A 24,805-nucleotide genomic window follows, 5' to 3' on the forward strand; every position below is an offset into this window, starting at 1 on the left:
CGGTTCTCGCCGACCCGGCTCAATCGGCCGACAGCGGCTCGCCGGTCAGCGACCAGCTCTCGCCATCAAACGTCGCGATCCGCAGGGTTCTGAACGGCGTGTAGTCGCCGGGCCGGGTGCTGATCGAGACGCCCGGGAGCATCATCGGCAGTCGCTCGCCGCCGAGCGACATCGCCTGCTTGATCAGGTTTTCGCGGGTCAGATCGTCGCCGCATTTGCGCAAGGCCAGCTCCACGGCGTGCACATTCATATAGGCAACGAGCACGGAATAGTCGTCCGGGTTGGCCGAAGCTGCGTACGTCTTCAGGAAATCCTTGTAGGCCTTGACCTCGTCGTCATTGGCCCAGGCCGGGTCGCCCGGCTGCTTGAGGAATTGCGTGGTGACCAGCCCCTTCGATGCCTCGAGGCCCGCGGGCTTCAGGATGGTTTCGACCGATGCCGTGGAGCCGCCGATCACGTGCAGCGGCTTCCAGCCGAGCTCGTAGACCTTGCGGATCGATTGCGCGGCGGCCTTCGACGACGACTGCTCGATCAGCGTGTCGACGCCGGCGGCCTTCAGCTGGACGATCTGCGAGTCGATCGTCGGGTCGGCAAGTTCATAGGAGGCCTGCGCGACGATCAGCTCGGCCTTCGGACCGAGACCGGCGCGGAGGCCTTGGAGATAGTCCTTGCCGTAGTCGTCATTCTGGTAGAGCACGCCGATCCTGGCGTCGGGCTTTGTGCGCAGGATGTATTTGGCGACAACGCGGCCTTCGGTTTCGAAGTCCGGATAGAGCGGGATCGTCCACGGGAACGTCTTGGGATCGTTGAAGCGGCGTCCTCCGGCGGTGATGAAGAGCTGCGGCACCTGCTTGCCGTTGAGGTATTTCTGGATCGCGACGTTGGGCGCGGTGCCGATCGTGCCCACCTCGGCCAGTATACCGACGCCTTCGATCAGCTTGCGGGATTGCTCGACCGCCTTCGGCGCGCTGTAGGCGTTGTCGAGCTGGGTGAAGTTGATCTTGCGGCCGTTGATGCCGCCCTTCGAATTCAGCATCTCGAAATAGCCGACCACGGCGCGCCCGGCGCCGGCGCCGAAGGCGGAGGCGGGGCCGCTCAGCGGCGTCGATTGGCCGAGCTTGATCTCGGTGTCGCTGGCGCCGGGTCCATAGGCTTTCTGCGCGTAGGCAGGCGCCGCCAGCAGGGCTGACAGCGCGACGGCCGCCAACGCCCGGTCGATGATGTGCTTCAAGGTCGTTCCTCCCTGTAATTCGTTTCTTGTTGCAATCGATCTGCGCTAGCGCAGCAGCTCGCGGGCGATCACCACGCGCTGGATCTGGTTGGTGCCTTCGAAGATCTGGGTCAGCTTGGCGTCGCGCATCATGCGTTCGACCGGGTAGTCCATGGTGTAGCCGTAGCCGCCGAAGATCTGGACCGCGTCGGTCGTGACCTTCATGGCCATGTCGCTGCCGACGCATTTGGCCATGCTGGCAAGCACGTTGAGCCGCTTCCAGTCGCCGGCATCGCCGGCGCGGGCGCATTCATAGACCAGCGCACGGGCTGCCTCGATCTGCATCGCCATGTCGGCGAGCATGAACTGCACGCCCTGGAACTCGGCGATCGGCTGCTTGAACTGCTTGCGCTCCTTGGCGTAGGCGATGCAGGCATCGAGCGCGCCTTGCGCGAGGCCGACCGACTGGGCGCCGATGGTCGGGCGGTTGAGGTCGAGCGCACGCATCGACGCGCGAAAGCCCTTGCCTTCCTCGCCGACGAGGTTTTCGGCCGGCACCCGGACATTGTCGAAGAAGATCGGGGTGTTGGGCGCGCCGCGAAAGCCCATCTTGCGCTCGTGGCGGCCGAACGTAATGCCCGGCATCTTCTTCGGCTCGACGATGAAGGCGCTGATTCCATCGGCGCCGGCGCCGTCACTGGTTCGCGCCATCACCACGATGTAGTCGGCGACGACGCCGTAGCTGCACCACTGCTTGCGGCCGTTCAGGACATAGCTGTCACCGTCCTTCCGGGCGCGGGTGTTGAGCGCGGCGACGTCGGAGCCGGCCTGTGGCTCGGAGATCGCGATCGCCGTGATCACGCCGCCCTGGGCGATGATCGGCAAATACTTCTGGCGCTGCTCTTCCGAACCGAAATGCAGCAGCGGCATGATGAACATGGTGTTGAGGGCCGCGATCGATGCGCAGGCGGGCGAGACCTTCGAGATCTCCTCGCGCGCGATGCAGGCCATGGTGAGGTTGCCGTTCGGGCCGCCATAGCGCTCCGGCACCCAGAGCTGCATCAGCCCCATCTCGCCGAACAGCTTGACCAGCTCGAGCGGGAAGCGGTCGGTCTCGTCGATTTCGGCGGCGATCGGCGCCACGTGTCTGGCGACCATCCTGCGCAAATTGTCGCGGAAGGCGACCTGCTCCTCGGAAAAACTCATATGGACTCCCCGTCTGTTTTCTTTGCCGGAAGCCAAAAAAGGGGCTTCCATTGAATGGGTGATCCATTTAATAATTCACCGCATGAGCACCAAGTCAAGCCCTCGCGCGCCGCAGCGCCCCCGCACCGCCTCGCCGAACCGGCGCGAGCGGGTCACCGATCTCCGTGTCGCGGGCTCCGCGGCCACGCCGACATTCAAGCCGATCCATACCCGGCGGACGTTCGAGGAGATCTGCGAGCGCATTCGCGAGCAACTGGCGCTGGGCGTGCTGAAGCCCGGCGACAAGCTGCCGGCCGAGCGCGAACTCGCCCAGCAGCTCGGCGTCAGCCGCAATGTGCTGCGGGAAGCGCTGCGCAGCCTGGAGATGGCCGGCGTGTTGCGGCTGCAGAAGGGTGTCAAGGGCGGCGCCTTCATCCAGCAGGGCGACACCCGGCGCATGAACGAGGTCATGCGCGACATGCTGAGCCTCGGGACGATATCGGTGCGGGAATTGTCGGAAGCGCGGGTGCACGTCCTCGACCTCGTGGTGCAGCTGGCCTGTGCAAATGCGCGGCGCGCCGACCTCGATGCGCTGGAAGCCAATATCGAGCGGACCGAGCTTGCGACGAAGGAAGGCCGGCTGCTCGATCGGGTCGAATGCTCGCGCGAGTTCTACAAGCTGCTCGCGGCCTCGACCGGCAACAAGGTGATCGCGATGATCGTGGACTCGGTCACCGAGATCCACATGCGCTTCGTCTATGCCAAGGTCGCTTCCAGCGGGGTCGCGATGGCACGGCTGGCCGAGAAGCGGCGGCAATTCCTGGCGGCGCTGAACGAACGAGACGTGGCGTTGGCAAGCCGGCTGCTGCGGTCGCATCTCGAATCCGTGCAGCGCATGCTGGAGCAGGATCCGGGAGCCATGTCGCTTCATGTCGCATTGGCCGACGTGCAGCCCGGGCTGCGCCGGTAGCGCGCCGCGCCGGCGAATAGATCAATACTCAAACAGCAATAACAATGGAGGCAAACGTGTCCAACTACGCCAAGTATGAATGCCTGAAGGTCGAAGTCGCGGACAAGGTCGCGACCGTGACCTTGTATCGCCCAGAGGCGCGCAACGCCATCAACCAGAAGCTGATCCGCGAGCTGCGGACGATCTGGGACGACCTCGCCGACGACCACGCCGTCAATGCCGTGGTGCTGACCGGCGCCGGCGACTTCTTCAGCGTCGGCGGTGACGTAAAGGCGATGTCGGAGCGGCCGGGCGGCGACGTGCTCGAGGAGGGCGAGGTCCACGATCCCATGATCAGCCGGCGCGGCGTCACCCGCCAGCTCGAGCTCGACAAGCCGATCATTGCGGCGATCAACGGCGACGCCATCGGCCTGGCGGCGACCCATGCGCTGCTCTGCGACATCACCGTGATGGCCGAAGATGCCCGGATCGGCGACACCCACGTCTCGCGCGTCGGCCTGGTCGCGGGCGATGGCGGCACGGTGATCTGGCCCTTGCTGATCGGCATCAACAAAGCCAAGGAATTCCTGATCCGCGGCACACTGCTGAAGGGCAAGGAGGCGGAGCGGATCGGGCTGGTCAACCATGTCGCGCCGCGCGCTGAGGTGTTGGCCAAGGCCCGCGAGATTGCGGTCGAGCTCGCCAACGGTCCGACCTGGGCCATTCGCTGGACCAAGCTGTCGATCAACCAGATCGTCAAGGAGCGCGTGAACATGCTGCTCGAGGCCTCGATGGCGCTGGAGCAGGTGACGTTCGAGACCGCCGACCACAAGGAAGCGACTATGTCGTTCAAGGAGAAGCGCAAGCCCAAGTTCGGCCAGGCGTAGCTCGGGGCCGGGCCATGGCCGCGATCGAAGCGTCGAATGACGATGTCGCAGGGATGCTGCGCGACTCCTTGCGCGGGTTCCTTGACGAGCATTGGCGTCCGCGCGGCGCAACGGCGTCGTCAACGCCGGACGAGGTGTCGACGATCTGGCGCAGGCTGGTCGGGCAGGGTGTTGCCGCGCTCGGCGCGACGAGCGGCGAGGGCGGGCTCGCCGAGATCCTCGTTGTCGTGGCGGAGCTCGGCCGGGCCGGGTGTCCGGCGCCGATGTGGTCTGCGGCGCTCGCCAATCTTGCGATCGCCGGATCGCAGGACGACGTCGTGGTGGATCTGCTGGAGCGGCTGCATTCCGGGAAGGCGATCGTCGCCTTCTCGTTCGGGGCGCTGGATCGCGATCCGGAGGCGGGCTCGGTTGAGGTCACGGACCTCAAGGCAACGGGCGTGCTTCGCTTTGTCGAGGCGGCCGGTGGCGCCACGCATCTTCTGGTCGTGCTCGATCAGGCCCATCTTGCGCTGATCGATCTTGACGGTCCCGGTGTCGAATGCGTCGCGACCCGCGCGATGGGGGCGTGGGGACTCTCCGAGGTCAGGCTGAACGCAGCGCCGTTCACGCGCATTCCCGTCGGGACGGTCGATCTGGACGACCTCCGCATCAAGGGCAAAGCGGCGTTGACCGCGCGCGCTTACGGCGCTGCGCGGCGTGCGTTTGAGCTGGCCGTGGACTACGCCAGGGAGCGGCACCAGTTCGGACAACCGATCGGCAAGTTCCAGGCGATCCAGCACAAGCTGGCCAACTGCCTGATCGCGCTCGAAGGCGTCAGGCTGATCCTCGAGCATACCGCCAGACTGCATGATGGCGGCGACGACGACTGGCGCTACTTCGCCGATTGCGCATCGGCGTTCTCCGGCAATGCGCTGCGGCAGGTCTCGCTGGAGACGCAGCATACATTCGGTGCGATCGGCTATGCCGAGGAGCACGAGGCGCCGATCCATTTCAAGCGCGTGCACCTCGATACGATCGCGCTCGGCGGCGCCTCGGATGCAAAGCGCAGACTTGCCGAGCGACTGCTGGATGCGGGCGGCGCCGGGCTGCCGCAATATGACCTCGGGTCCGCCGGAAATGCGCTTCGCGAGCAGGTCCGGCGCTGGCTCGAACAGAACTGGACCGGAGATACCAAGCAGGCGTTCGACCAGAGGCCTTTCGCCAAGCGCGAGTTCGATGCGAGCTTCGCCCGAGATATCGGCGAGACCGGGTGGATTGGGCTCGGATGGCCGGAGCAGTTCGGCGGCCAGGCACGCTCTCCGCTGGAGCAGATCGCCTTCATGGAGACGATGGAGCGGGGCGAAGCACCACGGATCGGTGCGGCGATCCAGGCTAATGCGCTGATGATGTTCGGCACCTCAGAGCAGCAGCAAAGATATCTTCCGGAAATCCTGCGCGGCGAAGCCATGCACGGCATGGGTTATAGCGAGCCGCAAGCGGGCTCGGACCTCGCGGCGCTGCGCACCAGTGCGATCAGGGACGGCGAGCACTGGGTGATCAACGGCCAGAAGATCTGGACCACCACCTGGTGGGGCAAATACATGTTCCTCGCCGCGCGGACCGACAAGGATGCAAAGCCGCCGCACGCCGGCATCAGCATGTTCATCGTGCCGATGGATGCGCCGGGCATCACCATCCGTCCATCTGTCACCATGTATGACGGCACCTTTGCCAACATCTTCTACGACAATGTCCGGATCCCCGCCGAGAATCTTGTTGGCGAGGTCAATGGCGGCTGGAAGGTGCTGACCGGCGCGCTGGCCTTCGAGCGAGGGTTGGTCGGTGGCGGGATCGTCCTGAAGGTCGCACACGCCTTTGAGCAGCTGCGTGCACACGTAATGACCAAGGAGGGCGATCGGTCTCTGGCCGATGACCCCATCGTCCGCGACAGGATGGCGACCCTGGCATCCGAGATCGAAATCGGCCGTCTCTTGATGATGCATTGTGCCGAGCTCGCAGCCGACGGCATGACTCCGCCGGAGTATGGCGCGATCAGCAAGGTGTTCTCCGGAGAGCTGATGGAGCGTTTCGGAGAGGCCGCGCTCGACATTCTCGGGATGCGCGCCGCGCTGTCCGAACAGATGCCGGGCGCGATCGACAACGGCCGCTTCGAGCAGAACCTGCGGCATTCGCTGATGTGGGTCATCAGCATCGGGACCAACGAGATTCAGCGCAGCCTGATCGCGCAACGCGCGCTCGGGCTGCCGAGATAGGAGAGATCGGATGCAGAAGGATGGCGACAGGGCGCCGCTCGCCGGGGTGCGGGTGCTGGATTTTTCCATCATGGTGGCGGGCCCCTATTGCGCGCGGCTGCTCGCCGACGTCGGGGCCGAGGTCATCAAGATCGAGCCGCCGGAAGGCGACGACATGCGGCTGCGGACGCCGCTGCGCGAAGGCCACAGCACCTATTTCGGCCAGCTCAATGCCGGCAAGCGCAGCCTCGCGCTGGACCTGAAGAACGCCGATGCCATCAAGCTCGTGCATCGCATGGTCGCGGAGGCGGACATTCTCGTCGAGAACTTCCGTCCGGGCGTGATGGAGCGGCTCGGCCTCGGCTATGACGCGCTTCGCGAGATCAACCCGCGCCTGATCTATTGCTCGATCTCGGGCTATGGCCAGTCCGGCCCCGCTGCCGAGCGCGCGGCCTACGCGATGATCGTGCACGCCGAAAGCGGATTTGATACATCGCTGATGCGCTATGCCGGCGACCGGGAGCGTCCGGCGGCCGGAGCGATCTTCGTCGCCGACATCCTCGGCGGCATCTTCGGCTATTCCGCGATCCAGACCGCGATGGTACAGCGCGAACGCACCGGCAAGGGGCAGCGCGTCGATGTGGCGTTGATGGACTGCATGCTCAACCTGCTGGTCTATGAGCTTCAGGAAGCCCAATTCCCGATCCGCTCGCCGCGTCCGACCTATGGGCCGGTGCGTACGCGCGATGGCGATATCCTGATCGCTCCGGTCACGCCGCGCAATTTTGCGGCGCTATGTGAGGTCACGGGGCAGGACGAGCTGGCGAACGATCCGCGCTTTGCGACCATTCCGGCGCGCGGGGCCAACTGGACCGCCATGATGCAGGTGATCGAGCAATGGACCGAGCGTCACACCGGCGCCGAATGCATCGCGGCACTGGATCGCGCCGGCGTGCCTTGCGCCGAGTACCGGACGCCGGGCGCGGCGCTGACCGATGCCCATCTGCGTCAACGTGGTGTGTTTGGGACGGTCTCGGATGGTGCCGGCGAATTCGTCGGCGTCAATGCGCCGTGGCAGATGTCCGGCGCCGATATCTCGATCGGAAGTCACGTTCCCGGGATCGGCGCGCAGCGGGACGATGTGCTGTCACGGATTCTGGGATTGTCACCGCAGGCAATCGCGGCGCTCGCGGTCGCGGGCACGTTCGGCAGGGCGCCGGCCTAGGCAGCCGGAAGCCCAAAATCTCAGGTGTCGGACGGAGCGTCCGGCGGCGGAGCCTTCGCGATCGCGAGCAGGCATTTCAGGAAATGCGCGCGGTCTTCCTTGCGCAAGGGAGCCAGCATGATGTTTTGCAGCTCGGCGGCAGCGGGGATGACGGCGAGAAGCGCTTTCTCTCCCTTGGCGGTGATCTGCACCTGGAGCGAGCGGCGGTCGTCCGGATTGTTCTTCTTTGAGACCAGCCGGCGCGCGACCATCCGCTTCAGCATTTCGCTGAGCGTGTTGCGGTCGCAGCTGATCCGCTCCGCCAACACCGAGGGGGTGAGCGGACCCAATTGGTACAGTGCCATCAGCACGCCGAATTGCCGCGGCGTGATGTCGCTCTGGCGGGTCATGCTTTGATAGAGCCCGTCGTAACGGGCTTCCAGCAGCCGCAGCAGAAATCCGACGCCGTCTTCGAGCTGCCAGTCGCGCGCAATATCTGTGGCCGTGCTCGTTTTCGTACCCTTGTCGGCTGCCATGCCGTCGTTGGACTCCGATTTTTCGAATTCGCGTTAGCCGTTAGCAGCTTGGCCTGACGTCCTCAACCCTGCGGTGAACCGCACCCGGCCTGTTCACGGCCCGATGCAATTGCGTTCGGCCCTTGTCAGCCATCCGGCAATGTAGTACGTATACGTATCAAATGCGATGCGAAGACATTGTGCAGGGAGGTTGAACTTGGACCTGCGTGAGCTGCTGTCGATCCCCTATTTGCTGGAGGCCGAGGCCGTCGAAACCGAGCCGGGGCAGTGGCGGGTTCGCCTTGCCTATCCGGAGCTGCCGGGATGCACGGCGGAGGCCGCCGTCGTCGAGGACGCATTGCGTGAACTCGAGCGGCGCCGCATCGAATTGATCGTCGGCCTGGTGGAGGAGGGCAAGCAGCCTCCCATTCCACGCAAGCCGCTCACCGCATCCGATCCGCTTTGGACCGCTCAGGATCTCGGACTGTCTGGCCGCGTCGCCGCGCTTCTCGGCGGTGCGGCGGGCCCGGCCACACGCAATTGAAGGAGGCAAATCCATGCTCTCGCGCGAAGACAATGAACGCCTGGTGAGGGTCGGCAAGGGCACGCCGCTCGGCGACCTGTTTCGGCTTTACTGGATTCCCTTCCTGCCGTCGGCAGACCTCACCAAGGATGGACAGCCGAAGCGCATCCGGCTGCTCGGCGAGGATCTGGTCGCCTTCCGCGACACCGAGGGGCGGGTCGGGCTGGTCGATCAGGCCTGTCCGCATCGCGGCGCGCCGCTGGTCTTCGCGCGAAACGAGGATTGCGGGCTGCGCTGCGTCTATCACGGCTGGAAATTCGACGTCACCGGCGCGGTGACGGACATGCCGGCCGAGCCGGTGCGCAGCCGCCTCAAGGAGCGCGTGCGGATCAAGGCCTATCCCTGCAAGGAGCGCAACGGAATGATCTGGACCTATATGGGTCCCGACCAGGCCGAACTTCCGCCGCTGCCGAACCTCGAATGGAATCTGGTGCCGGCCGAGCAGGTGCACATCTCGGTTCGCGTCCAGGAGTGCAACTGGCTGCAGGCGGTCGAAGGCGAGATCGACTCGGCGCACGCGCCGCTGCTGCACGGTCGGCTCGACGCCCAGGGCACGACGAGCGCCTGGATCCAGAAGCGCGACCTGCGGCCGACCTTCGAATGCATCAAGCAAGACTTCGGCATGAGCATCGCCGCGCGGCGCAATTACGACGCCAACACGCTGTACTGGCGCGTCAACCAATTCATGCTGCCGTTCTATACGCTGGTGCCCCCGCTGTCTCCGTTTCCGGATCTGAGCGGGCACGCCTGGGTGCCGATCGATGACGAGAACACGCTCTGCATCATGTTCTCCTATCATCCGTCGGAGCCGCTGCTGGAGAAGACGCGGCAGGTCTTCGCCGAAGGCCACAAGGGCCGCGAGAGCGGCCATGCCAGCCGCCACGCGCTGATCCAGCACCCGGTGACGGTGCCGTACGCCGGCTACTGGACCAAATACAATCCGCAGAACGGCTTTCAATTCGACTACGAGGCGCAGCGCACCACCTGGTTCTCGGGCCTGCCGGGGCTGTGGGTGCAGGACGGCGCCTGCCAGAGCGGCGTCTCGCCGATCTTCGATCGCACCAGGGAGACGCTCTGCTCCAGCGATACCGGCATCGCGATGACGCGGCGCTTCATTCTGGAGGCGCTCGGCGCCTATCGCGATCACGCGATCAAGCCCAAGGGCGTCTCAGACCCCGACGTGTTCATGGTGCGGGCGGTGTCGCTGCGGCTGCCGCCGGAGGAGTCCTGGGTCGATGTCGGCGCGCCGTTCATGCGGGCGAAGCTCGGCGCAGATTTCGGGTACGAGCTGTGAGCGCATCCCGCCATGGCTGACGTGACGCAGGACGTGCTGGTCAAGCGCATCGGCTACGAGGCCGAGCGGATCAATTCCTACGAGCTGATCGCACGGACGGGCGGAGAGCTGACGCCGTTCACGGCCGGCAGCCATATCGACCTGCATCTGCCGAACGGCATGATCCGGAGCTACTCGCTGGTGAACGATCAGCGCGAGCGACACCGGTATGTGATCGCTGTCAACAAGGATGCCGAGAGCCGCGGTGGCTCCAGCTTCGTCCACGACTCCGTGAAGGTCGGCGACATCATGACGATCTCCGGGCCGCGCAACAATTTCGTGCTGCACGAAGAGGCGGAGCATTCGGTCCTGGTCGCCGGCGGCATCGGCATCACGCCATTGCTGTCGATGATCCGGCGTCTGGAGGCGCTCGGGCGCCGTTGGGAGCTGTTCTATGCCGCGAGGACGCGCGCGGCCGCCGCATTCCTCGACGAGCTCGGCCCATTCCGATCTGATTTTCGTTCCAGGATACATGTCGATTTCGACGACGAGCGATCGGGGCGTCTGTTCGACCTGCCGGCAATTGTCGGAACCGCGCCGGCGCGGGCGCATCTCTATTGCTGCGGTCCGGTGCCGATGCTCGCGGCATTCGAGGCGGCGACGGCCGATCGGCCGTCGGATCGCGTGCATGTCGAATACTTCCAGGCGCGGGAAGCGCCCTCAACGGAGGGCGGCTTCGACGTCAAGCTTGCGCGAAGCAATCGCACGATTGCGGTCGAGCCCGGCAAGACGATTCTCGATGCCTTGCTGGCTGCCGGCATCACCGCGAATTACGCCTGCAGCGAAGGGGTCTGCGGCACCTGCGAGACGCGCGTACTCGAGGGCACGCCCGATCATCGCGACCAGTTTCTGAGCAAGGAAGAGCAGGCGGCGAACAAGAGCGTCATGATCTGCTGCTCGGGCGCCAAGTCCCGCACGCTCGTGCTCGATCTCTAAGACAACAACATACGACGGGTGGGAACAATGAAGTATCTTTCGCAAATTGCCGGAGTGGTCCTGCTGGCCGCCTGCGCCAGTTCGCCCGCGTCGGCGGACGCTGCGCGCTCCCTCAAGATCGGCGTGCTCAACGACGCATCCGGCCCTTATTCGGACAATGCCGGCGAAGGTTCGGTGACGGCGGCCCGGATGGCTGCCGAGGATTTCATGCTGCTTCATCCGGACTTCAAGGTCGAGATCGTCTCGGCCGATCACCAGAACAAGGCGGATGTCGGCGCCGCAATCGCGCGCCGCTGGATCGATCAGGAGAAGGTCGATGCGGTCGCCGACGTGCCGAACTCGGCCGTCGGGCTCGCCGTCAACGAAGTCGTGCGCGGCACCAAGGCGGCGCTGATTGCATCGAGTGCGGCGTCCTCCGACCTGACCGGGAAATACTGCTCGCCCAACACGATCCAGTGGACCTTCGACACCTGGGCGGCCTCGCACACGATCGGTGCCTATCTCGTGCGTCACGGCGGCAAGAAATGGTACTTCATCGCGACCGACAATGCGCTCGGCAAGTCGATGGTGCGCGACGGCACGGCGGTGATCGGCGCCGGCGGCGGCACGGTTCTCGGATCGGTCAATGTGCCGATCAACAATGCGGACTATGCCTCGTTCATCCTGCAGGCCGAGAGCTCCGGCGCCGACGTGATCGCGTTCGCAACCGCCGGCGGCGACACGGTCAGCCTGATCAAGCAGTCCGCCGAGTTCGGGCTGAAGCAGAGCGGACGCACCTTCGCGGCGCTGTTGACCACCACCAACGATGTCGAGTCCAGCGGACTTGCGGTCGGCGAAGGACTGATCATCACCCAGCCGTTCTACTGGGACCTCAACGATGCCAGCCGTGCCTGGTCGGCCAGGTTCAGCGCACGTCAGCGCGGGCAATCGCCGACCGCGTTCCACGCCGGCGTCTACTCGTCGGTGCTGGCCTATCTCAACGCGGCGTTGGCGGCAGGAACCAATGACGCGCCGGCCGTGATCCAGAAGTTGAAGGAGAAGCCGATCGACGACGCCTTGTTCGGGCCGGTCGTGGTGCGCGCGGACGGCCGCGCCATTCACAACATGTACATCTTCAAAGTGAAGAGCCCGAGTGCGTCGAAGAGCAAGTGGGACCTGCTGGAGCAGGTCGGCGTGCTGTCCGGGCCGGAGGCGTTTCGGCCGCTCGACCAGGGCGGATGCTCGCTCGTCGAGCCGCCGAAGAGCAATTGACGACGACGGCTGCGGCCCTCGGATCAACACTTCTCAAACTGACGGACATCCCGATGCTGGATCAGCTTGAAGCCGACTTCCCCGAGCACACGCCGCGCCCTGTCGATGCGCCAAGGGCGCTCGAGGGGGTCCGGGTGATCGATTTCTCGCATTTCATCGCGGGACCGTTTGCGACCATGATCCTTGCCGACATGGGCGCCGAGGTAATCAAGATCGAAGCGCCGGGCCGCGGTGACGATTTGCGCCGTTATCCCCCGGTGCATCCCGATCTCAGGCACGGCGCGCCGTTCCTCTGGACCAACCGCAACAAGCGCAGCGTTGCCCTCGATCTCAAATCGCCGGAGGGCCTGAAGGTCGCGCGCGAGCTGATCGCGACGGCGGACGTCCTCGTCGAGAATTTTTCGGCGAGCGTGATGGCACGGCTGGGGCTCGACTATGAGAGCTGCCGCAAGGTCAAGCCCGAGATCATCTATTGCTCGGTGTCGGCCTATGGCCGGGACGGGGCATTTTCGGACCGGCTCGGCTTCGATCCGATCGCGCAGGTCGAGAGCGGTTTTGTCTCTATGAACGGCTATGCCGACCGGGAGGGCGTGCGCGCGTTGTCACCGGTGATGGATATCAGCACCGCGATGATGGCCAGCAATGCGATCCTTGGCGCGTTGTTCGCGCGCGAGCGGAGCGGGCAGGGCCAGGCCATCGAGGTGTCGTTGTTCGAGAATGCCGTCCTGATGACCGGCTACGCGACCATGCAGTCGCTCTTCAGCGGCACCGATCCGAAGCGAAGCGGCAACACCAGCCCGGACACCTGTCCGTCGGGTGTGTTCCTGGCCAGCGATTGCGCCTTCTATATCAACTGCGGCAACGACAAGATCTTCCAACGCCTGATGGCGCAGGTTCTCGAGCGCGAGGACCTCGCGGCGGCCGAGATCTATGCAACCGGCCCGGATCGAATCCGCCGGCGCGAGGAGCTGTTCGCGATCCTTGGCGCCGCCTTTGCGCAGCAGCCCTGGTCGCACTGGCAATCGCGAATGCGGGCGGCCGGGGTGCCCTGCGGTCAGGTACGCACCGTCGGCGAAGCGATCCGCTCCCCGGAGGCAAGGGAGCGCGGGATCGTCACCCGGATCCCGCACGAGACGGTGGGTTGGGTGCCGAACGTGCACCTGCCGATCCGCTATTCGCGGACGCCGATCGTTGATCCCGTCGCGGCACCGGCCGTCGGGCAGCACACCGAGAATGTCCTGCGTGAGTTGCTCGGCTACGATGAGGCGGAGATCGCGCGCCTTGCCGCAGGCGGTGCCTTCGGCAGCCAGCCCTCGCGACAGGATGCCAAGCCGTGACGGCGCGCGGGCGAGACCAGCGGACGCTGCGGGGGCGTGTGGCCGTGATTGGGATCGGTGAAACCGAATATTGTCGCCACGGCGCTTCTCCCGACCCGGAATTAAAGCTCGCGCTGAAAGCCATTCTGGCGGCTTGCGAGGACGCTGGCCTCGATCCCCGCGAGATCGACGGGTTCTCGTCCTACAGCGACGATCGCAGCGAGGCCTCGCGGCTGGCCGCGGCGCTGGGTACGCATCGATTGCGTTCAGCGACCATGCAATGGGGCGGAGGCGGCGGCGGTTGCTGTGCTGCGGTTGCCAACGCGGCGGCCTCGATCGTCGCGGGCCTCGCCGATTATGTCGTGGTGTTCCGCTCATTGGCGCAGGGCCAATATGGCCGGTTCGGACAGGCGGGCGGCATCCACACGGTTTCGGGCGAACGGTCCTACCTGATGCCTTATGGTGTGTTGGCGCCGCCGCAGCGTTTTGCCATGCGGGTGCAGCGCTACATGCACGAGCACGGCGTACGGCAAGAGGCGTTGCGCGCGATTGCGCTCGCCTCCTATCATCACGCCCAGGCCAACCCGCGCGCCGTGATGCATGGCAGGCCGCTGGACGTCGAGAAATACGATGCCTCGCGCTGGATCGTGGAGCCGTTCCATCTCTACGATTGCTGCATGGAAAATGACGGCGCGGCGGCATTGCTGCTGGTATCGGCGGAGCGCGCCGCAGAATTCCGAAATAAACCGGCCTATCTGCTCGGTGCCGCCTTCGGATCCGGACATCGCGCCGCGGCGACGGCGCACAACGCGCCGCTCTACGCCACGGCGAGCTTCGACACCGTCGCGCCCGACCTTTACCGCATGGCCGGAGTAGGGCCGGCCGATGTCGGCGTGGTCCAGGCGTACGAGAATTTCACCGGCGGTGTCGTGATGGCGCTGGCGGAGCACGGGTTCTTCAAGCCTGAGGAGGCCAACGACTTCCTGACATTCGAGAACCTGATCGCGCCGTCGGGGCGGCTGCCGCTCAACACCAGCGGCGGCAACCTCGCCGAATGCTACATGCACGGTTTTGAGCTCGTGCTGGAAGCGGTTCGCCAGGTGCGCGGCACCTCGACGAGCCAGGCTCGACGCAGCGACGTCGCAATGGTCATCGGAGGTCCGATGGTCTCTCCTGCGAGCAACCTCATCTTGGGTTCGGAGGCCACCTTATGAGCAAGCCGAGCGCGCGCTATCTCCCGGCAGGCCTGCCGATCCCGGTTGCAGAACCTGACGGCCTCTCTGCGCCTTACTGGGAAGGATTGCGTCAGGGCAAGCTGTTGGTGCAACGCTGCGGCCGCTGCGCCACGTGGCAGTTCGGACCCGAATGGCTCTGCCACCGCTGCCACGCCTTCGACCCGGTCTGGACCGAGGTCGCGCCGCGCGGCCGGATCTTCAGCTGGGAGCGCGTGTGGCATCCGTCGCATGCGGCGCTGAAGGGGCGTGGACCGTACATCGCGGTGCTTGTCGAATTGCCGCATGCCGGCGGCATTCGCATGGTCGGCAATCTGCTCGGCGATCCCGAACAGGCGGTTGCAATGGGCGCAGATGTCGAGGGGGTCTTCGAGCATCACCCGGAGTGCGATCCGCCTTACTCCTTGCTGCAATGGCGCCGGGCGTAGGTTTCCCCGGAGTTACTATCGATCCCTGCGCCTGATACGGGCAATCGATCGCGCGTCTACCGGAGATAGACGGGTCCGTGGACCGCCGCACCTGTGATCATTTGCGGGCGACATCTGGTTTGCCTGCTTTCGCGTCAGCGCCGCTGACAGGATGAGCTGCCTGGGTCCTTGTCTCGCGGCAGATGACATGCAATCTTCCGCCCCCGGCAATGCTGTTCGAGAGCAACAAGAACAATAATCCCTCTCGTCCCTCCAATTCTGTCGAGGGCCTGATCATGTCGAACCTTACCCAAGCGACCTCCGCTCCGTGGCGGATAGGCGTGCTGTTCTCGCGAACCGGCTTCATGTCGGTGATCGAGGAGACCCAGTATCAGGGCACGCAGCTTGCGATCGAGGAGGTGAACGAGGGAGGCGGGGTCTGCGGCCGCGAGCTGGTTCCCGTCGCCTACGACCCTGGCTCGGACTCGGCCGCCTATGGCCACTACGCCAAACGGTTGATGGTGGAGGATCAGGTCAGCACTATATTCGGCTGCTACACCTCGTCGAGCCGCAAAGCGGTGCTGCCGGTGGTCGAACGGCTGAACGGCCTGCTTTGGTACCCGACGCTCTATGAGGGTTTCGAGGCGTCGCCGAACGTCATCTACACCGGCGCCTCGCCGAATCAGAACAGCCTCGCGCTGTGCCGCTATTTGATGGATACGTTCGGAACACGATTTTATTTCGTGGGGTCGGACTACATCTATCCGCGCGAGTCCAACCGGGTGATGCGGGAGCTGCTGAAGAGCAATGGCGGCTCGGTCGTGGGTGAGCGCTACGTCAATGTCTACGCGCGCTGGCAGGACTTTGTCCCGATCATCCAGGACATCAAGCGGGTCAGGCCCGACGTGATCTTCTCGACCGTCGTGGGGGAAGGCACGGTCTTCCTCTATCAGGCCTACGCGAATGTCGGGCTCGATCCAAAGCAAGTGCCGATCGCCAGCCTGACCACGACGGAAGCCGAAATCGCCGCCATGGGCTTCGACGTCGGCGAAGGACACGTCACCGCGGCATCCTATTTCCAGGGCGTCGAGGGCAGCGCCAACAGCGCGTTTGTGCAGCGCTTCAAGAAGCGGTTCGGCGCCGACATCTCTACCAACATGTGCGCCGAGGCATCCTATTTCCAGCTGCATCTGTTTGCGAAAGCGCTCGAGCAGGTCAATTCGCTCGACACGGAAGTGCTCCGCTCCATGGTGTTCGGCACCAGCTTTGATGCACCGCAAGGTGCCGTCACCGTCAACCCGATGTCGGGCCATACCGATCTGTGGACACGCATCGGGCGCGCCAACCGCCAGGGACAGTTCGATGTGGTCAGCCAGTCGAAGGAGCCGGTGCATGCAGATCCGTTCCTGATCGGGTATGGTCGTGCAACGCAAACAGGAAGCGTCCAATGAACGAGCAGTCGCGTAAGCCGTCGCTGAGCCGAGACGTCGGCGGACGCAAGACCATGGTTCAGGAACTTGCCGATCTGTCGGCCGTCGTGGTCGCGCCGGTCGACGATCAGGTCGGCATGTTGCTGCGCGAATTGCAGCGATTCAGGATGCGGGTGCGCCAGGTCTGGCCGATGCCGGAGAGCGTGCCGGCCGATGCCGACGTGGTGTACTGCGAATATTCACCGGATCTGGCGCGGCGCTTGCCGTGGATTCCAGGCGATGCGCGTTCCGCGCTGGTCGTGATCCTGCCGGCGACGGAGGCCGTTCACGCCGATGCGCTGTGTCACGCAACGCCCAACGCCGTTCTGCCGCGGCCGTTCACGCAGAATGCAGTGTTGTCCAGCCTCGTGCTGGCGCGCAGCCAGTTCAGTTACGAACGGCGGCTCCGCAGCAAGATCGAGAAGCTCGACGACAATCTGCGCTCGATGCGCACGGTGGAACGCGCCAAGGCCATCCTGATGGCGACGCGCCAAATGCCGGAAACCGAAGCCTATGGCTTCATCAGACGACAGGCGATGGATCGTCGCGTGTCGGCAAGTGCAGTCGCCGCGGCGATTGTTGACTCGTTCGAACTGCTTGGCTACGATCATCAACAGTAAGCCCCAATAGCGGGGCTGGCGGCGACAGCGCCGCCTTCGACACAACCGGCAACAAAGCCCTCCCAATGCTCGCGTAAGCGCGCATCGGGAGGGCTTTTTTGTTTTTTCAGTCCTGAAGGGAGCTAGGGATGAGCATTTCACGGCGGACTTTGCTGAGGAATACCGCGGCGCTTGGCGCATTTGCCGGCGCCGGACTGCCGCATATCTGGATCAAGAACGCCGACCTCGCTTACGCCGCGGGCGGCGAGATCAAGGTCGGCGTGCTGTTCTCGCTGACGGGAACGACCGCGATCATCGAGGAATCGCTCAACAAGGCGACGCTGCTTGCGATCGAGGAAATCAACGCCGCCGGCGGCATCAAGGGCAGCAAGATCGTGCCGATCGTCGAGGATCCTGCGTCGGATCCGGCGACGTTCTCGGAGAAGGCCCGCAAGCTCGTCGTCGGCGACAAATGCGTCAGCGTGTTCGGCTCCTATACCTCGGCGAGCCGCAAGGCGGTGCTTCCGGTCTTCGAGCGGCAGAACAATCTCTATTGGTATCCGACGCTCTATGAGGGCCGCGAGTGCTCGAAGAACGTCATCTACACCGGCGCGGTGCCGAACCAGCAGCAGGACGAGTTCGTGCCCTGGCTGGTCAAGAAGTTCGGCAAGAAGTTCTATCTGATCGGCTCCAACTACATCTATCCGAAGGAAGAGAACAACTACTGCAAGAAGCTGCTCGAGAAGCTCGGCGGCGAGGTCGTGGCGGAAGAATATGTGCCGCTCGGCCATTCCGAATTCTCTTCCGTCATCAACAAGATCCGCTCGACGCAGCCGAACGTGATCTTCTCCACCGTGGTCGGCGATTCCGTGGTCGCACTGCATCGTCAGTACAAGGCGGCCGGTCTCGATCCCGAGAAGATGCCGATGGCGAGCCTGACGACCTCCGAGAACGAGGTCGCGGCGATGGGCGGAGAAGCTGCCGCCGGTCATTTCACCTCGGCGCCGTACTTCATGGTGCACAAGTCGCCTGAGAACGAGAAATTCGTCGAGGCCTACAAGAAGCGCTGGGGCGCCGACAAGGTGACGCATTTCGTCTCTGAGGCCTGCTACTTCCAGACCTATCTGTTCAAGCAGGCGGTCGAGAAGCTTGCGACCAGCGATCTCACGCCGCCGAACATCCGCGACGCGGTCAAGGGCCAGGAAGTGATCGCGCCGCAGGGCAAGGTCCGGATCGAGTCGGAGAATCTGCACACCTGGCTGTGGCCCAAGATCGCGCAGGCGAAGTCGAACGGCCAGTTCGAGATTCTCGTCGAGGCCAAGGATTGGCTGAAGCCGGTGCCGTACGCGGCCTATCCCGGGCAGTCCTGCACCGAGAAGGGCCTGGTCGAGAAGAGCTGACGGGGGCTGACGACGGCCGTCGGCGCGCGGCGCCGGCGGCCGGCTTCCGGCAACGAAAGCGGCCTCTCGCACACATGCGAGGGGCGCAGGCGCCCAAACGAACATCGAAAGCGGATCCGGACGTGGACCAATTCATCGAACAAATTGTCACCGGCCTCAGCATCGGGTCGATCCTGCTGCTGGTCGCGCTGGGACTGTCGATCATCTACGGCTCGATGGGCATCATCAATCTCGCGCATGGCGAGTTCGTGATGCTCGGCGCTTACGCCGCCTGGGTGTTCCACACCTATCTCGGGCTCGGCCTGCTCGCGAGCCTCGTTCCGATCTTCCTGGTGGTGGCCACGTTCGGCTGGGTCATCGAACGCTACGTCCTGAGCCTGCTCAACAACCGGCCGCTCGACACGATCCTCGCCACCTGGGGCGTCGGCATCATGCTGCAGCAGGCGGTGCGGCTGATGGTCGGCAGCGAACTCCGCTATGTGCAATTGCCGCCGGCGCTGGCCGACAGCATGGACGTGTTCGGCATCCCGATATCGTCGTATCGGGTGTTCCTGTTCGTCGTGTCGATCGCGCTGTTCGGGGCGACCTGGTTGCTCATGAACCGCACCACGGTCGGGATGAAGCTGCGTGCCATCATCCAGGACCGCTCGGTTGCCGCCTCGTTCGGCATCAACGCCAAGCGGGTCTATGCGCTGACCTTCGCCTATGGCGCAGGCCTTGCCGGACTCGCCGGCGCGCTGGTGTCGCCGCTCAAGAGCGTCTCGCCCGATATGGGCACCGGCTACGTGGTCGACGCCTTCATGGTGGTGGTGCTCGGCGGCGTGCAGAGCCTCGCCGGCACCGTGGCAAGTGCCTTCATCCTCGGCGAGCTCTCCGGCGGCATCGCCTTCCTGCAGAACGACACGGTGGCCAAGACGATCGTGCTGCTCGCCATCGTCGTGCTCATCCGTTTCCGCCCCGAGGGGCTTTTCACCGCACGCGTGCGGGCCTGAGACAGATCGCTCATCTATGCCTTCGAATATTTCTAACTCCACCGGATTGCAGCGCCTGATCGCGCAACTTGCACCGTTGCTCATCGTTTCCGCGCTGGTGTTCGCGCTCCCGGTGCTGCTCAACAATGACTTCCTGCTCAACAAGGTCGCGCGCTATCTCGTGCTGGGCATCCTCACGATATCGCTCGGGCTGTCCTGGGGCTTCGGCGGCATCCTCAATCTCGGCCAGGCGATGAGCTTCGGGCTCGGCTCCTACGCCATGGCGATGGCGCTGAAGCTCAAGACCGTGCCGGTGCATACGGGGGCCAGCGGACTGCCGGACTTCATGGTCTGGAACAATGTCCAGCATCTGCCATGGTTCTGGGAGCCGTTCCGGTCGCTCAGCTTCGCCATCGCCGCGGGCCTGCTCGTGCCGGCGCTGGTTGCGGCGGGACTCGGCTGGTTCATGTTCCGGGGGCGCGTCACCGGCGTCTACGTCTCGATCATCACGCTCGCCACCATGGTGGTGATCAATCTCGTGATCATCGACCAGCAGAGCTACACCGGCGGCTTCAACGGCATCACCGATCTCGCCCAGCTCGAGCTGTTCGGCGTCGCGTTCGATGCCTATGGCCGCGCGACCTACTACCTCGTCGCCGGATGTGTGCTGCTCAGCCTGCTGGTGGCCTTTGCCTTCACCAAGTCCCGAGCCGGCCTGATCGTGCAGGCGATCCGCGACCACGAGAGCCGGGTGCGCTACTTCGGCTACGACGTCGCGCTCTACCAGATCTTCGTGTTCGCGCTGTCGGCTGCGATCGCAGGCCTCGCCGGCATGCTCTACACGGTCGTGATGGAATTCGCCTCGCCGACCTTCCTCGGCGTGCAGCTCTCGCTCTCGGTGGTGGTGTGGTGCGCGGTCGGCGGCAGGCAGAGCCTGGTCGGCGCGTTCCTCGGCGCGGTGCTGGTCGCGGGCATGCAGGGCGCGCTGTCGGAATCCGCGGCGTTCCTCGAAACCTGGACGCTGGTGATGGGCGCGCTGTTCGTGCTCGTGGTGCTGTTCCTGCCGAAAGGGCTCGCCGGCCTCGCGCAATCCACCTGGCGCTGGGTTGCCCAGCGCCGACAGGCCGCCAGCGGCGCGGTTGCACGAGGTGTCAGCCAGACGGAGGGCAGCACATGAGCTCGCATCTCGATCTCCGTGACGTCTCGGTCAGCTTCAACGGTTTCAAGGCGCTCAATTCGCTCAACATGAGCGTCCGCAAGGGGGAACTGCGCTGCCTGATCGGGCCGAACGGCGCCGGCAAGACCACGGCGCTCGACATCATCTGCGGCAAGGTCAAGCCGAGCGCCGGCACTGTCAGCTTTGACGGCACCGCACTGCAGGAGCTCGAGGAATACGAGATCGCCCGCGCCGGTGTCGGCCGCAAGTTCCAGGTGCCGAGCGTGTTCCGCGAACTCTCGGTCAGCGACAATCTCGAAGTGGCGCGGGCGCGCCGCACCTCCGTGTTCGGCAATTTGCGCTGGAATATCGGTAATGCCCGGCGCGACGACATCGAACGTCTGGCCGAACTGGTCGGGCTCACCGAACAGCTCGACCGGCCTGCCGCGTATCTGTCGCACGGCCAGACCCAGTGGCTGGAGATCGGCATGCTGGTCGCCCAGGACGCCGAGCTGATCCTGATGGATGAGCCCACCGCGGGCATGACGGCGCAGGAAACCCGCAAGACCGCCGAACTGTTCGCACGGCTGAAGGGCAAGCACACGCTGATCGTGGTCGAGCACGACATGGGCTTCGTCAAGGCGATCGGCGACATCATCTCGGTGATGCATATGGGCCAGATGCTGGCCGAGGGCACCGCAGCGGAAGTGGAAGCGCATCCGGAAGTGCGCCGCGCCTATCTCGGATCGGGAGGCATCAGCCATGCTTGAGCTGACCGACGTCGACGCTTTCTATGGCAACAGCCGCGCCCTGCAGGGCATCAACCTGATGGTCGGCAACGGCGAATTCCTGTCGGTGCTCGGCCGTAACGGCGTCGGCAAGACCACGCTGATGCGCAGCATCCTTGGCCTGATGGACCGGTGCACCGGACGCCTGTCGCTCGACGGCGCCGACATCTCGCCGTTGCGGACCCATCAGCGCGCCAAGGCCGGCATCGCCTATGTGCCGCAGGGCCGCGGGATCCTGCCGCGCTTCACCGTGCGGGAGAATTTGACGCTCGGAACCTTCGCGGCGAAATCGGCCAACGGCATCGAGGAATGGGTGCTCGAGCTGTTTCCGGTACTCAAGGATTTTCTCAATCGCTACGGCGGCAATCTCTCCGGCGGTCAGCAGCAGCAGCTTGCGATCGCACGCGCGCTGCTTGCCCAGCCCAAGGTCATCCTGCTGGACGAGCCGACCGAGGGCATCCAGCCGAACATCGTCGAGCAGATCGAGGACGTGATCGTCAAACTCAATCGCGAGCGCGGAATCACGGTGGTGCTGGTCGAACAGAATGTCGCGTTCGCGCGGCGCGCGTCCCACCGCTTCGCGTTGCTCGAAAAGGGACGCGTCGTCGCCAAGGGCGCGATCGGTGAACTCACCGATGATCTCATCCAGCTGCACATGGCCGTGTAGCGGGAATTATCGTTCAGAAAGGGAGTCGAGACATGTTGCATGGAGATATATCGAGCAGCAAGGACACGGTCGGCGTCGCCGTGGTCAATTACAAGATGCCGCGTCTGCACACCAAGGCCGAGGTGCTGGATAACGCGCGCAACATCGCCAAGATGGTCGAGGGCATGAAGCTCGGTCTGCCGGGCATGGATCTCGTGATCTTCCCGGAATACTCGACCCACGGCATCATGTACGACTCCAAGGAGATGTACGAGACGGCCTCGTCGGTGCCGGGCGAGGAAACCCGCATCTTCGCCGATGCCTGCCGCAAGGCGAAGGTCTGGGGCGTGTTCTCGCTCACCGGCGAGCGCCACGAGGAGCATCCCAACAAGGCGCCGTACAACACGCTGATCCTGATGAACGACAAGGGCGAGATCGTCCAGAAGTATCGCAAGATCATGCCGTGGGTGCCGATCGAAGGGTGGTATCCCGGCGATTGCACCTATGTCTCGGAAGGGCCGAAGGGCCTGAAGATCAGCCTGATCATCTGCGACGACGGCAACTATCCGGAGATCTGGCGCGACTGCGCGATGCGCGGCGCCGAGCTGATCGTTCGCTGCCAGGGCTACATGTATCCGGCCAAGGAGCAGCAGATCCAGATCTCGAAATCGATGGCCTGGGCCAACAACTGCTACGTCGCGGTCGCCAACGCCTCCGGCTTCGACGGCGTGTATTCCTACTTCGGCCATTCCGCGCTCATCGGCTTCGACGGCCGGACGCTCGGCGAATGCGGCACCGAGGAGAACGGCATCCAGTACGCCCAGCTCTCGGTGTCGCTGATCCGCGATGCCCGCCGCAACATGCAGTCGCAGAACCATCTCTTCAAGCTGATGCACCGCGGCTATACCGGCCTGATCAACTCCGGAGAGGGCGATCGCGGCCACGCGGTCTGCCCGTACACCTTCTACAAGAACTGGATCACGGACCCCGAAGGTACGCGGGAGATGGTTGAAGCCATGACGCGTCCGACCGTCGGGACCGACGAATGTCCGATCGAGGGCATTCCGAACCAGAAAGTCGCACATCGTTGATCGGAAAAGCCGAGCTGTGCCGGCGCGATCATTCGCGCCGGCGCGGTTCTGAAACTGTTGCAGCGGGAAACGGGGGTTACCATGAGCAGCGAAGCAAATAGCGGACTGGTGCAACAGACCGAGGGGCAGATCGACGACCTTCTCGGTCACGAGTTCGAGCATGAGCCGGTGCCGATCAGTGCCCGGCGCAGCGCCTTCTCGGTTACCATGGTGTGGCTGGGCTTTCCGATGATCATCACCGGCGCAATGACGGGATCGCTGCTGGTGCTGGGCATGGGCTTCAAGAATGCACTGGTTGCCATGATCATCGGCAATCTGATCATGTTCGCCTATGTGGGCGCGCTCGGCCTGATCGGCACCAGGCGCGGCATGAACTTCGCGCTGATCGCGAGCATTGTGTTCGGGAAGAAGGGTTATGTGCTGGCGTCGGGCCTGCTGTCGACCCTGCTGCTCGGCTGGTATGCGGTGCAGACCGGCATCACGGGCGCATTGATCTCCTCGACCTACGGCCTCAACTATGTGGCGATGACCATCGTCGCGGGCGTGCTCTATATCGGCATCACCTTCGTCGGCGTGAAGGGGTTGCACTATATCGGGCTGGCGTCGGTGCCGTTGTTTGTCGTGCTCGGCCTCTGGGTCGCGGCCGATGCAGCCTCGACCACGACGGCAGCGGCGATCTTCAGCTATGCCGGCAACAACGGCGTCGCCAGCATGTCGATGGGCGTCGGCCTCACGGTGGTGCTTGCGCTGTTCATCGATGCCGGCACGGTGACAGCGGACTTCAACCGCTGGGCGCCGAGCCCGCGGGCATCGCTGTTCGCCACGTTCAGTGCGTTCCCGTTCGCCAATCTGGTGGCGATGCTGGTCGGCGGCGTGATGACGGCTGCGCTTGCGGTGCCGAACGCCAATCCGTTCGGCGTCGACAACATGTTCGGCTACATGAACGGCAAGCAGCTCACCTGGCTCAGCATTCTCGCGTTCATCTTCCTCTACGCCAATCTCGGATCGGTCTGCTCGCACTGTCTTTACAATGCGGCAACCGGCTGGTCGCGCATCCTCGGGACCAACATGCGGCTGATGGCCGTGATCCTCGGCGCCATCGGCATCGTGGTGGCCGCGGGCAACGTCTGGGCGTTCTTCATCCAGTGGCTGTCGCTGCTCGGCATCCTCGTGCCGCCGATCGGTGCGATCATCCTGGTCGATCAGTATCTGTTGCGCACCGGGTCGCGTGCGGACGTCGACTGGCGCGCGAAGCCTTTCATCGCCTGGGGCATCGGGTCGCTGTGCGCATTTGCGGTTGAAAATCTGATGCCGGGGCTGTCCACTGCGATATCAGCCGCGCTGGTCGCCGGCATCGTGTACGGGGCGATCGCGCGGGTGGAATCGTCCACTGAAAAGGTGGCACGCCCGGCGTAAGCGACAAGCTCGATCAAGCAAGAAGGGTAC

The 24,805-nt window shown here is 64.4% G+C and carries 23 protein-coding genes; 20 read left to right on the forward strand and 3 right to left on the reverse strand.

Features of this window, described 5'->3' with window-relative positions; genetic code table 11:
• Positions 1–19: 19 nt before the first annotated feature.
• Positions 20–1,222, reverse strand: a complete 1,203-nt coding sequence (locus tag AAFG13_RS42290) for an ABC transporter substrate-binding protein (protein ID WP_342713520.1) — start codon at positions 1,220–1,222, stop codon at positions 20–22.
• Positions 1,223–1,276: 54 nt separating this feature from the next.
• Positions 1,277–2,416 carry an acyl-CoA dehydrogenase family protein gene (locus AAFG13_RS42295; protein ID WP_342710684.1) on the reverse strand — a complete coding sequence of 380 codons (1,140 nt, stop codon included), beginning with the start codon at positions 2,414–2,416 and terminating at the stop codon, positions 1,277–1,279.
• A gap of 82 nt (positions 2,417–2,498) precedes the next feature.
• Here AAFG13_RS42295 and AAFG13_RS42300 point away from each other — a divergent pair, with 82 nt between their 5' ends.
• The 4 genes from AAFG13_RS42300 to AAFG13_RS42315 are packed head-to-tail and all read left to right on the forward strand — an operon-like array spanning position 2,499 to position 7,687.
• Positions 2,499–3,365 (forward strand): GntR family transcriptional regulator, encoded by an 867-nt coding sequence (locus AAFG13_RS42300; protein WP_342710685.1) that lies wholly within the window; start codon positions 2,499–2,501, stop codon positions 3,363–3,365.
• Between the two features lie 56 nt (positions 3,366–3,421).
• A complete protein-coding gene (locus tag AAFG13_RS42305; RefSeq protein WP_342710686.1) occupies positions 3,422–4,231 on the forward strand; it encodes an enoyl-CoA hydratase-related protein in 810 nt (269 codons plus the stop codon).
• 14 nt (positions 4,232–4,245) lie between these two features.
• On the forward strand, positions 4,246–6,483 hold the full coding sequence (locus AAFG13_RS42310) for an acyl-CoA dehydrogenase (protein ID WP_342710687.1): 2,238 nt from the start codon (positions 4,246–4,248) through the stop codon (positions 6,481–6,483).
• Between the two features lie 10 nt (positions 6,484–6,493).
• Positions 6,494–7,687 carry a CaiB/BaiF CoA-transferase family protein gene (locus AAFG13_RS42315; protein ID WP_212310864.1) on the forward strand — a complete coding sequence of 398 codons (1,194 nt, stop codon included), beginning with the start codon at positions 6,494–6,496 and terminating at the stop codon, positions 7,685–7,687.
• 20 nt (positions 7,688–7,707) lie between these two features.
• On the opposite strand, the gene AAFG13_RS42320 is transcribed toward AAFG13_RS42315, so the two are convergent.
• On the reverse strand, positions 7,708–8,202 hold the full coding sequence (locus tag AAFG13_RS42320; protein WP_342710688.1) for a MarR family winged helix-turn-helix transcriptional regulator: 495 nt from the start codon (positions 8,200–8,202) through the stop codon (positions 7,708–7,710).
• A gap of 196 nt (positions 8,203–8,398) precedes the next feature.
• Between AAFG13_RS42320 and AAFG13_RS42325 the strand changes: the two genes are divergently transcribed.
• The 16 genes from AAFG13_RS42325 to AAFG13_RS42400 all read left to right on the forward strand — a co-directional run bounded on the left by AAFG13_RS42325 (position 8,399) and on the right by AAFG13_RS42400 (position 24,775).
• On the forward strand, positions 8,399–8,725 hold the full coding sequence (locus AAFG13_RS42325; RefSeq protein WP_212310862.1) for a hypothetical protein: 327 nt from the start codon (positions 8,399–8,401) through the stop codon (positions 8,723–8,725).
• A gap of 13 nt (positions 8,726–8,738) precedes the next feature.
• Positions 8,739–10,058, forward strand: a complete 1,320-nt coding sequence (locus AAFG13_RS42330) for a Rieske 2Fe-2S domain-containing protein (protein ID WP_342710689.1) — start codon at positions 8,739–8,741, stop codon at positions 10,056–10,058.
• A 12-nt stretch (positions 10,059–10,070) separates the two neighbouring features.
• Positions 10,071–11,033 (forward strand): PDR/VanB family oxidoreductase, encoded by a 963-nt coding sequence (locus tag AAFG13_RS42335; protein WP_342710690.1) that lies wholly within the window; start codon positions 10,071–10,073, stop codon positions 11,031–11,033.
• A gap of 27 nt (positions 11,034–11,060) precedes the next feature.
• Positions 11,061–12,284: an ABC transporter substrate-binding protein gene (locus AAFG13_RS42340; protein WP_342710691.1), complete on the forward strand. Its 1,224-nt coding sequence runs from the start codon at positions 11,061–11,063 to the stop codon at positions 12,282–12,284.
• A gap of 53 nt (positions 12,285–12,337) precedes the next feature.
• Positions 12,338–13,621: a CoA transferase gene (locus AAFG13_RS42345; protein WP_342710692.1), complete on the forward strand. Its 1,284-nt coding sequence runs from the start codon at positions 12,338–12,340 to the stop codon at positions 13,619–13,621.
• Between the two features lie 44 nt (positions 13,622–13,665).
• Positions 13,666–14,814 carry an acetyl-CoA acetyltransferase gene (locus AAFG13_RS42350; RefSeq protein ID WP_342710693.1) on the forward strand — a complete coding sequence of 383 codons (1,149 nt, stop codon included), beginning with the start codon at positions 13,666–13,668 and terminating at the stop codon, positions 14,812–14,814.
• Positions 14,811–15,260 (forward strand): OB-fold domain-containing protein, encoded by a 450-nt coding sequence (locus AAFG13_RS42355; protein WP_342710694.1) that lies wholly within the window; start codon positions 14,811–14,813, stop codon positions 15,258–15,260. Before AAFG13_RS42350 ends, AAFG13_RS42355 begins: the two co-directional genes overlap by 4 nt.
• 275 nt (positions 15,261–15,535) lie before the next feature.
• Positions 15,536–16,690 (forward strand): transporter substrate-binding domain-containing protein, encoded by a 1,155-nt coding sequence (locus AAFG13_RS42360; protein WP_212310855.1) that lies wholly within the window; start codon positions 15,536–15,538, stop codon positions 16,688–16,690.
• Positions 16,687–17,328, forward strand: a complete 642-nt coding sequence (locus tag AAFG13_RS42365) for an ANTAR domain-containing protein (protein ID WP_092125390.1) — start codon at positions 16,687–16,689, stop codon at positions 17,326–17,328. Before AAFG13_RS42360 ends, AAFG13_RS42365 begins: the two co-directional genes overlap by 4 nt.
• A 128-nt stretch (positions 17,329–17,456) precedes the next feature.
• Positions 17,457–18,707 (forward strand): transporter substrate-binding domain-containing protein, encoded by a 1,251-nt coding sequence (locus tag AAFG13_RS42370; protein WP_249131266.1) that lies wholly within the window; start codon positions 17,457–17,459, stop codon positions 18,705–18,707.
• Between the two features lie 122 nt (positions 18,708–18,829).
• Positions 18,830–19,699 (forward strand): urea ABC transporter permease subunit UrtB, encoded by an 870-nt coding sequence (gene urtB / locus AAFG13_RS42375; protein WP_212310854.1) that lies wholly within the window; start codon positions 18,830–18,832, stop codon positions 19,697–19,699.
• 16 nt (positions 19,700–19,715) lie between these two features.
• The gene (urtC, locus tag AAFG13_RS42380; protein WP_342710695.1) at positions 19,716–20,855 is read left to right on the forward strand and encodes an urea ABC transporter permease subunit UrtC; all 1,140 of its coding nucleotides are present in this window, start codon (positions 19,716–19,718) and stop codon (positions 20,853–20,855) included.
• Positions 20,852–21,604 (forward strand): urea ABC transporter ATP-binding protein UrtD, encoded by a 753-nt coding sequence (gene urtD / locus AAFG13_RS42385; RefSeq protein WP_342710696.1) that lies wholly within the window; start codon positions 20,852–20,854, stop codon positions 21,602–21,604. Before urtC ends, urtD begins: the two co-directional genes overlap by 4 nt.
• Positions 21,597–22,289 carry an urea ABC transporter ATP-binding subunit UrtE gene (gene urtE, locus AAFG13_RS42390; protein ID WP_092125394.1) on the forward strand — a complete coding sequence of 231 codons (693 nt, stop codon included), beginning with the start codon at positions 21,597–21,599 and terminating at the stop codon, positions 22,287–22,289. Before urtD ends, urtE begins: the two co-directional genes overlap by 8 nt.
• Positions 22,290–22,321: 32 nt before the next feature.
• Complete coding sequence (locus AAFG13_RS42395) at positions 22,322–23,359, forward strand: aliphatic amidase (RefSeq protein WP_092125395.1); 1,038 nt, start codon at positions 22,322–22,324, stop codon at positions 23,357–23,359.
• An 81-nt stretch (positions 23,360–23,440) separates the two neighbouring features.
• A complete protein-coding gene (locus AAFG13_RS42400) occupies positions 23,441–24,775 on the forward strand; it encodes a cytosine permease (protein WP_212310851.1) in 1,335 nt (444 codons plus the stop codon).
• Positions 24,776–24,805 lie beyond the last annotated feature (30 nt).

The organism is Bradyrhizobium sp. B124 (assembly GCF_038967635.1).
Classification (GTDB): Bacteria; Pseudomonadota; Alphaproteobacteria; order Rhizobiales; family Xanthobacteraceae; genus Bradyrhizobium.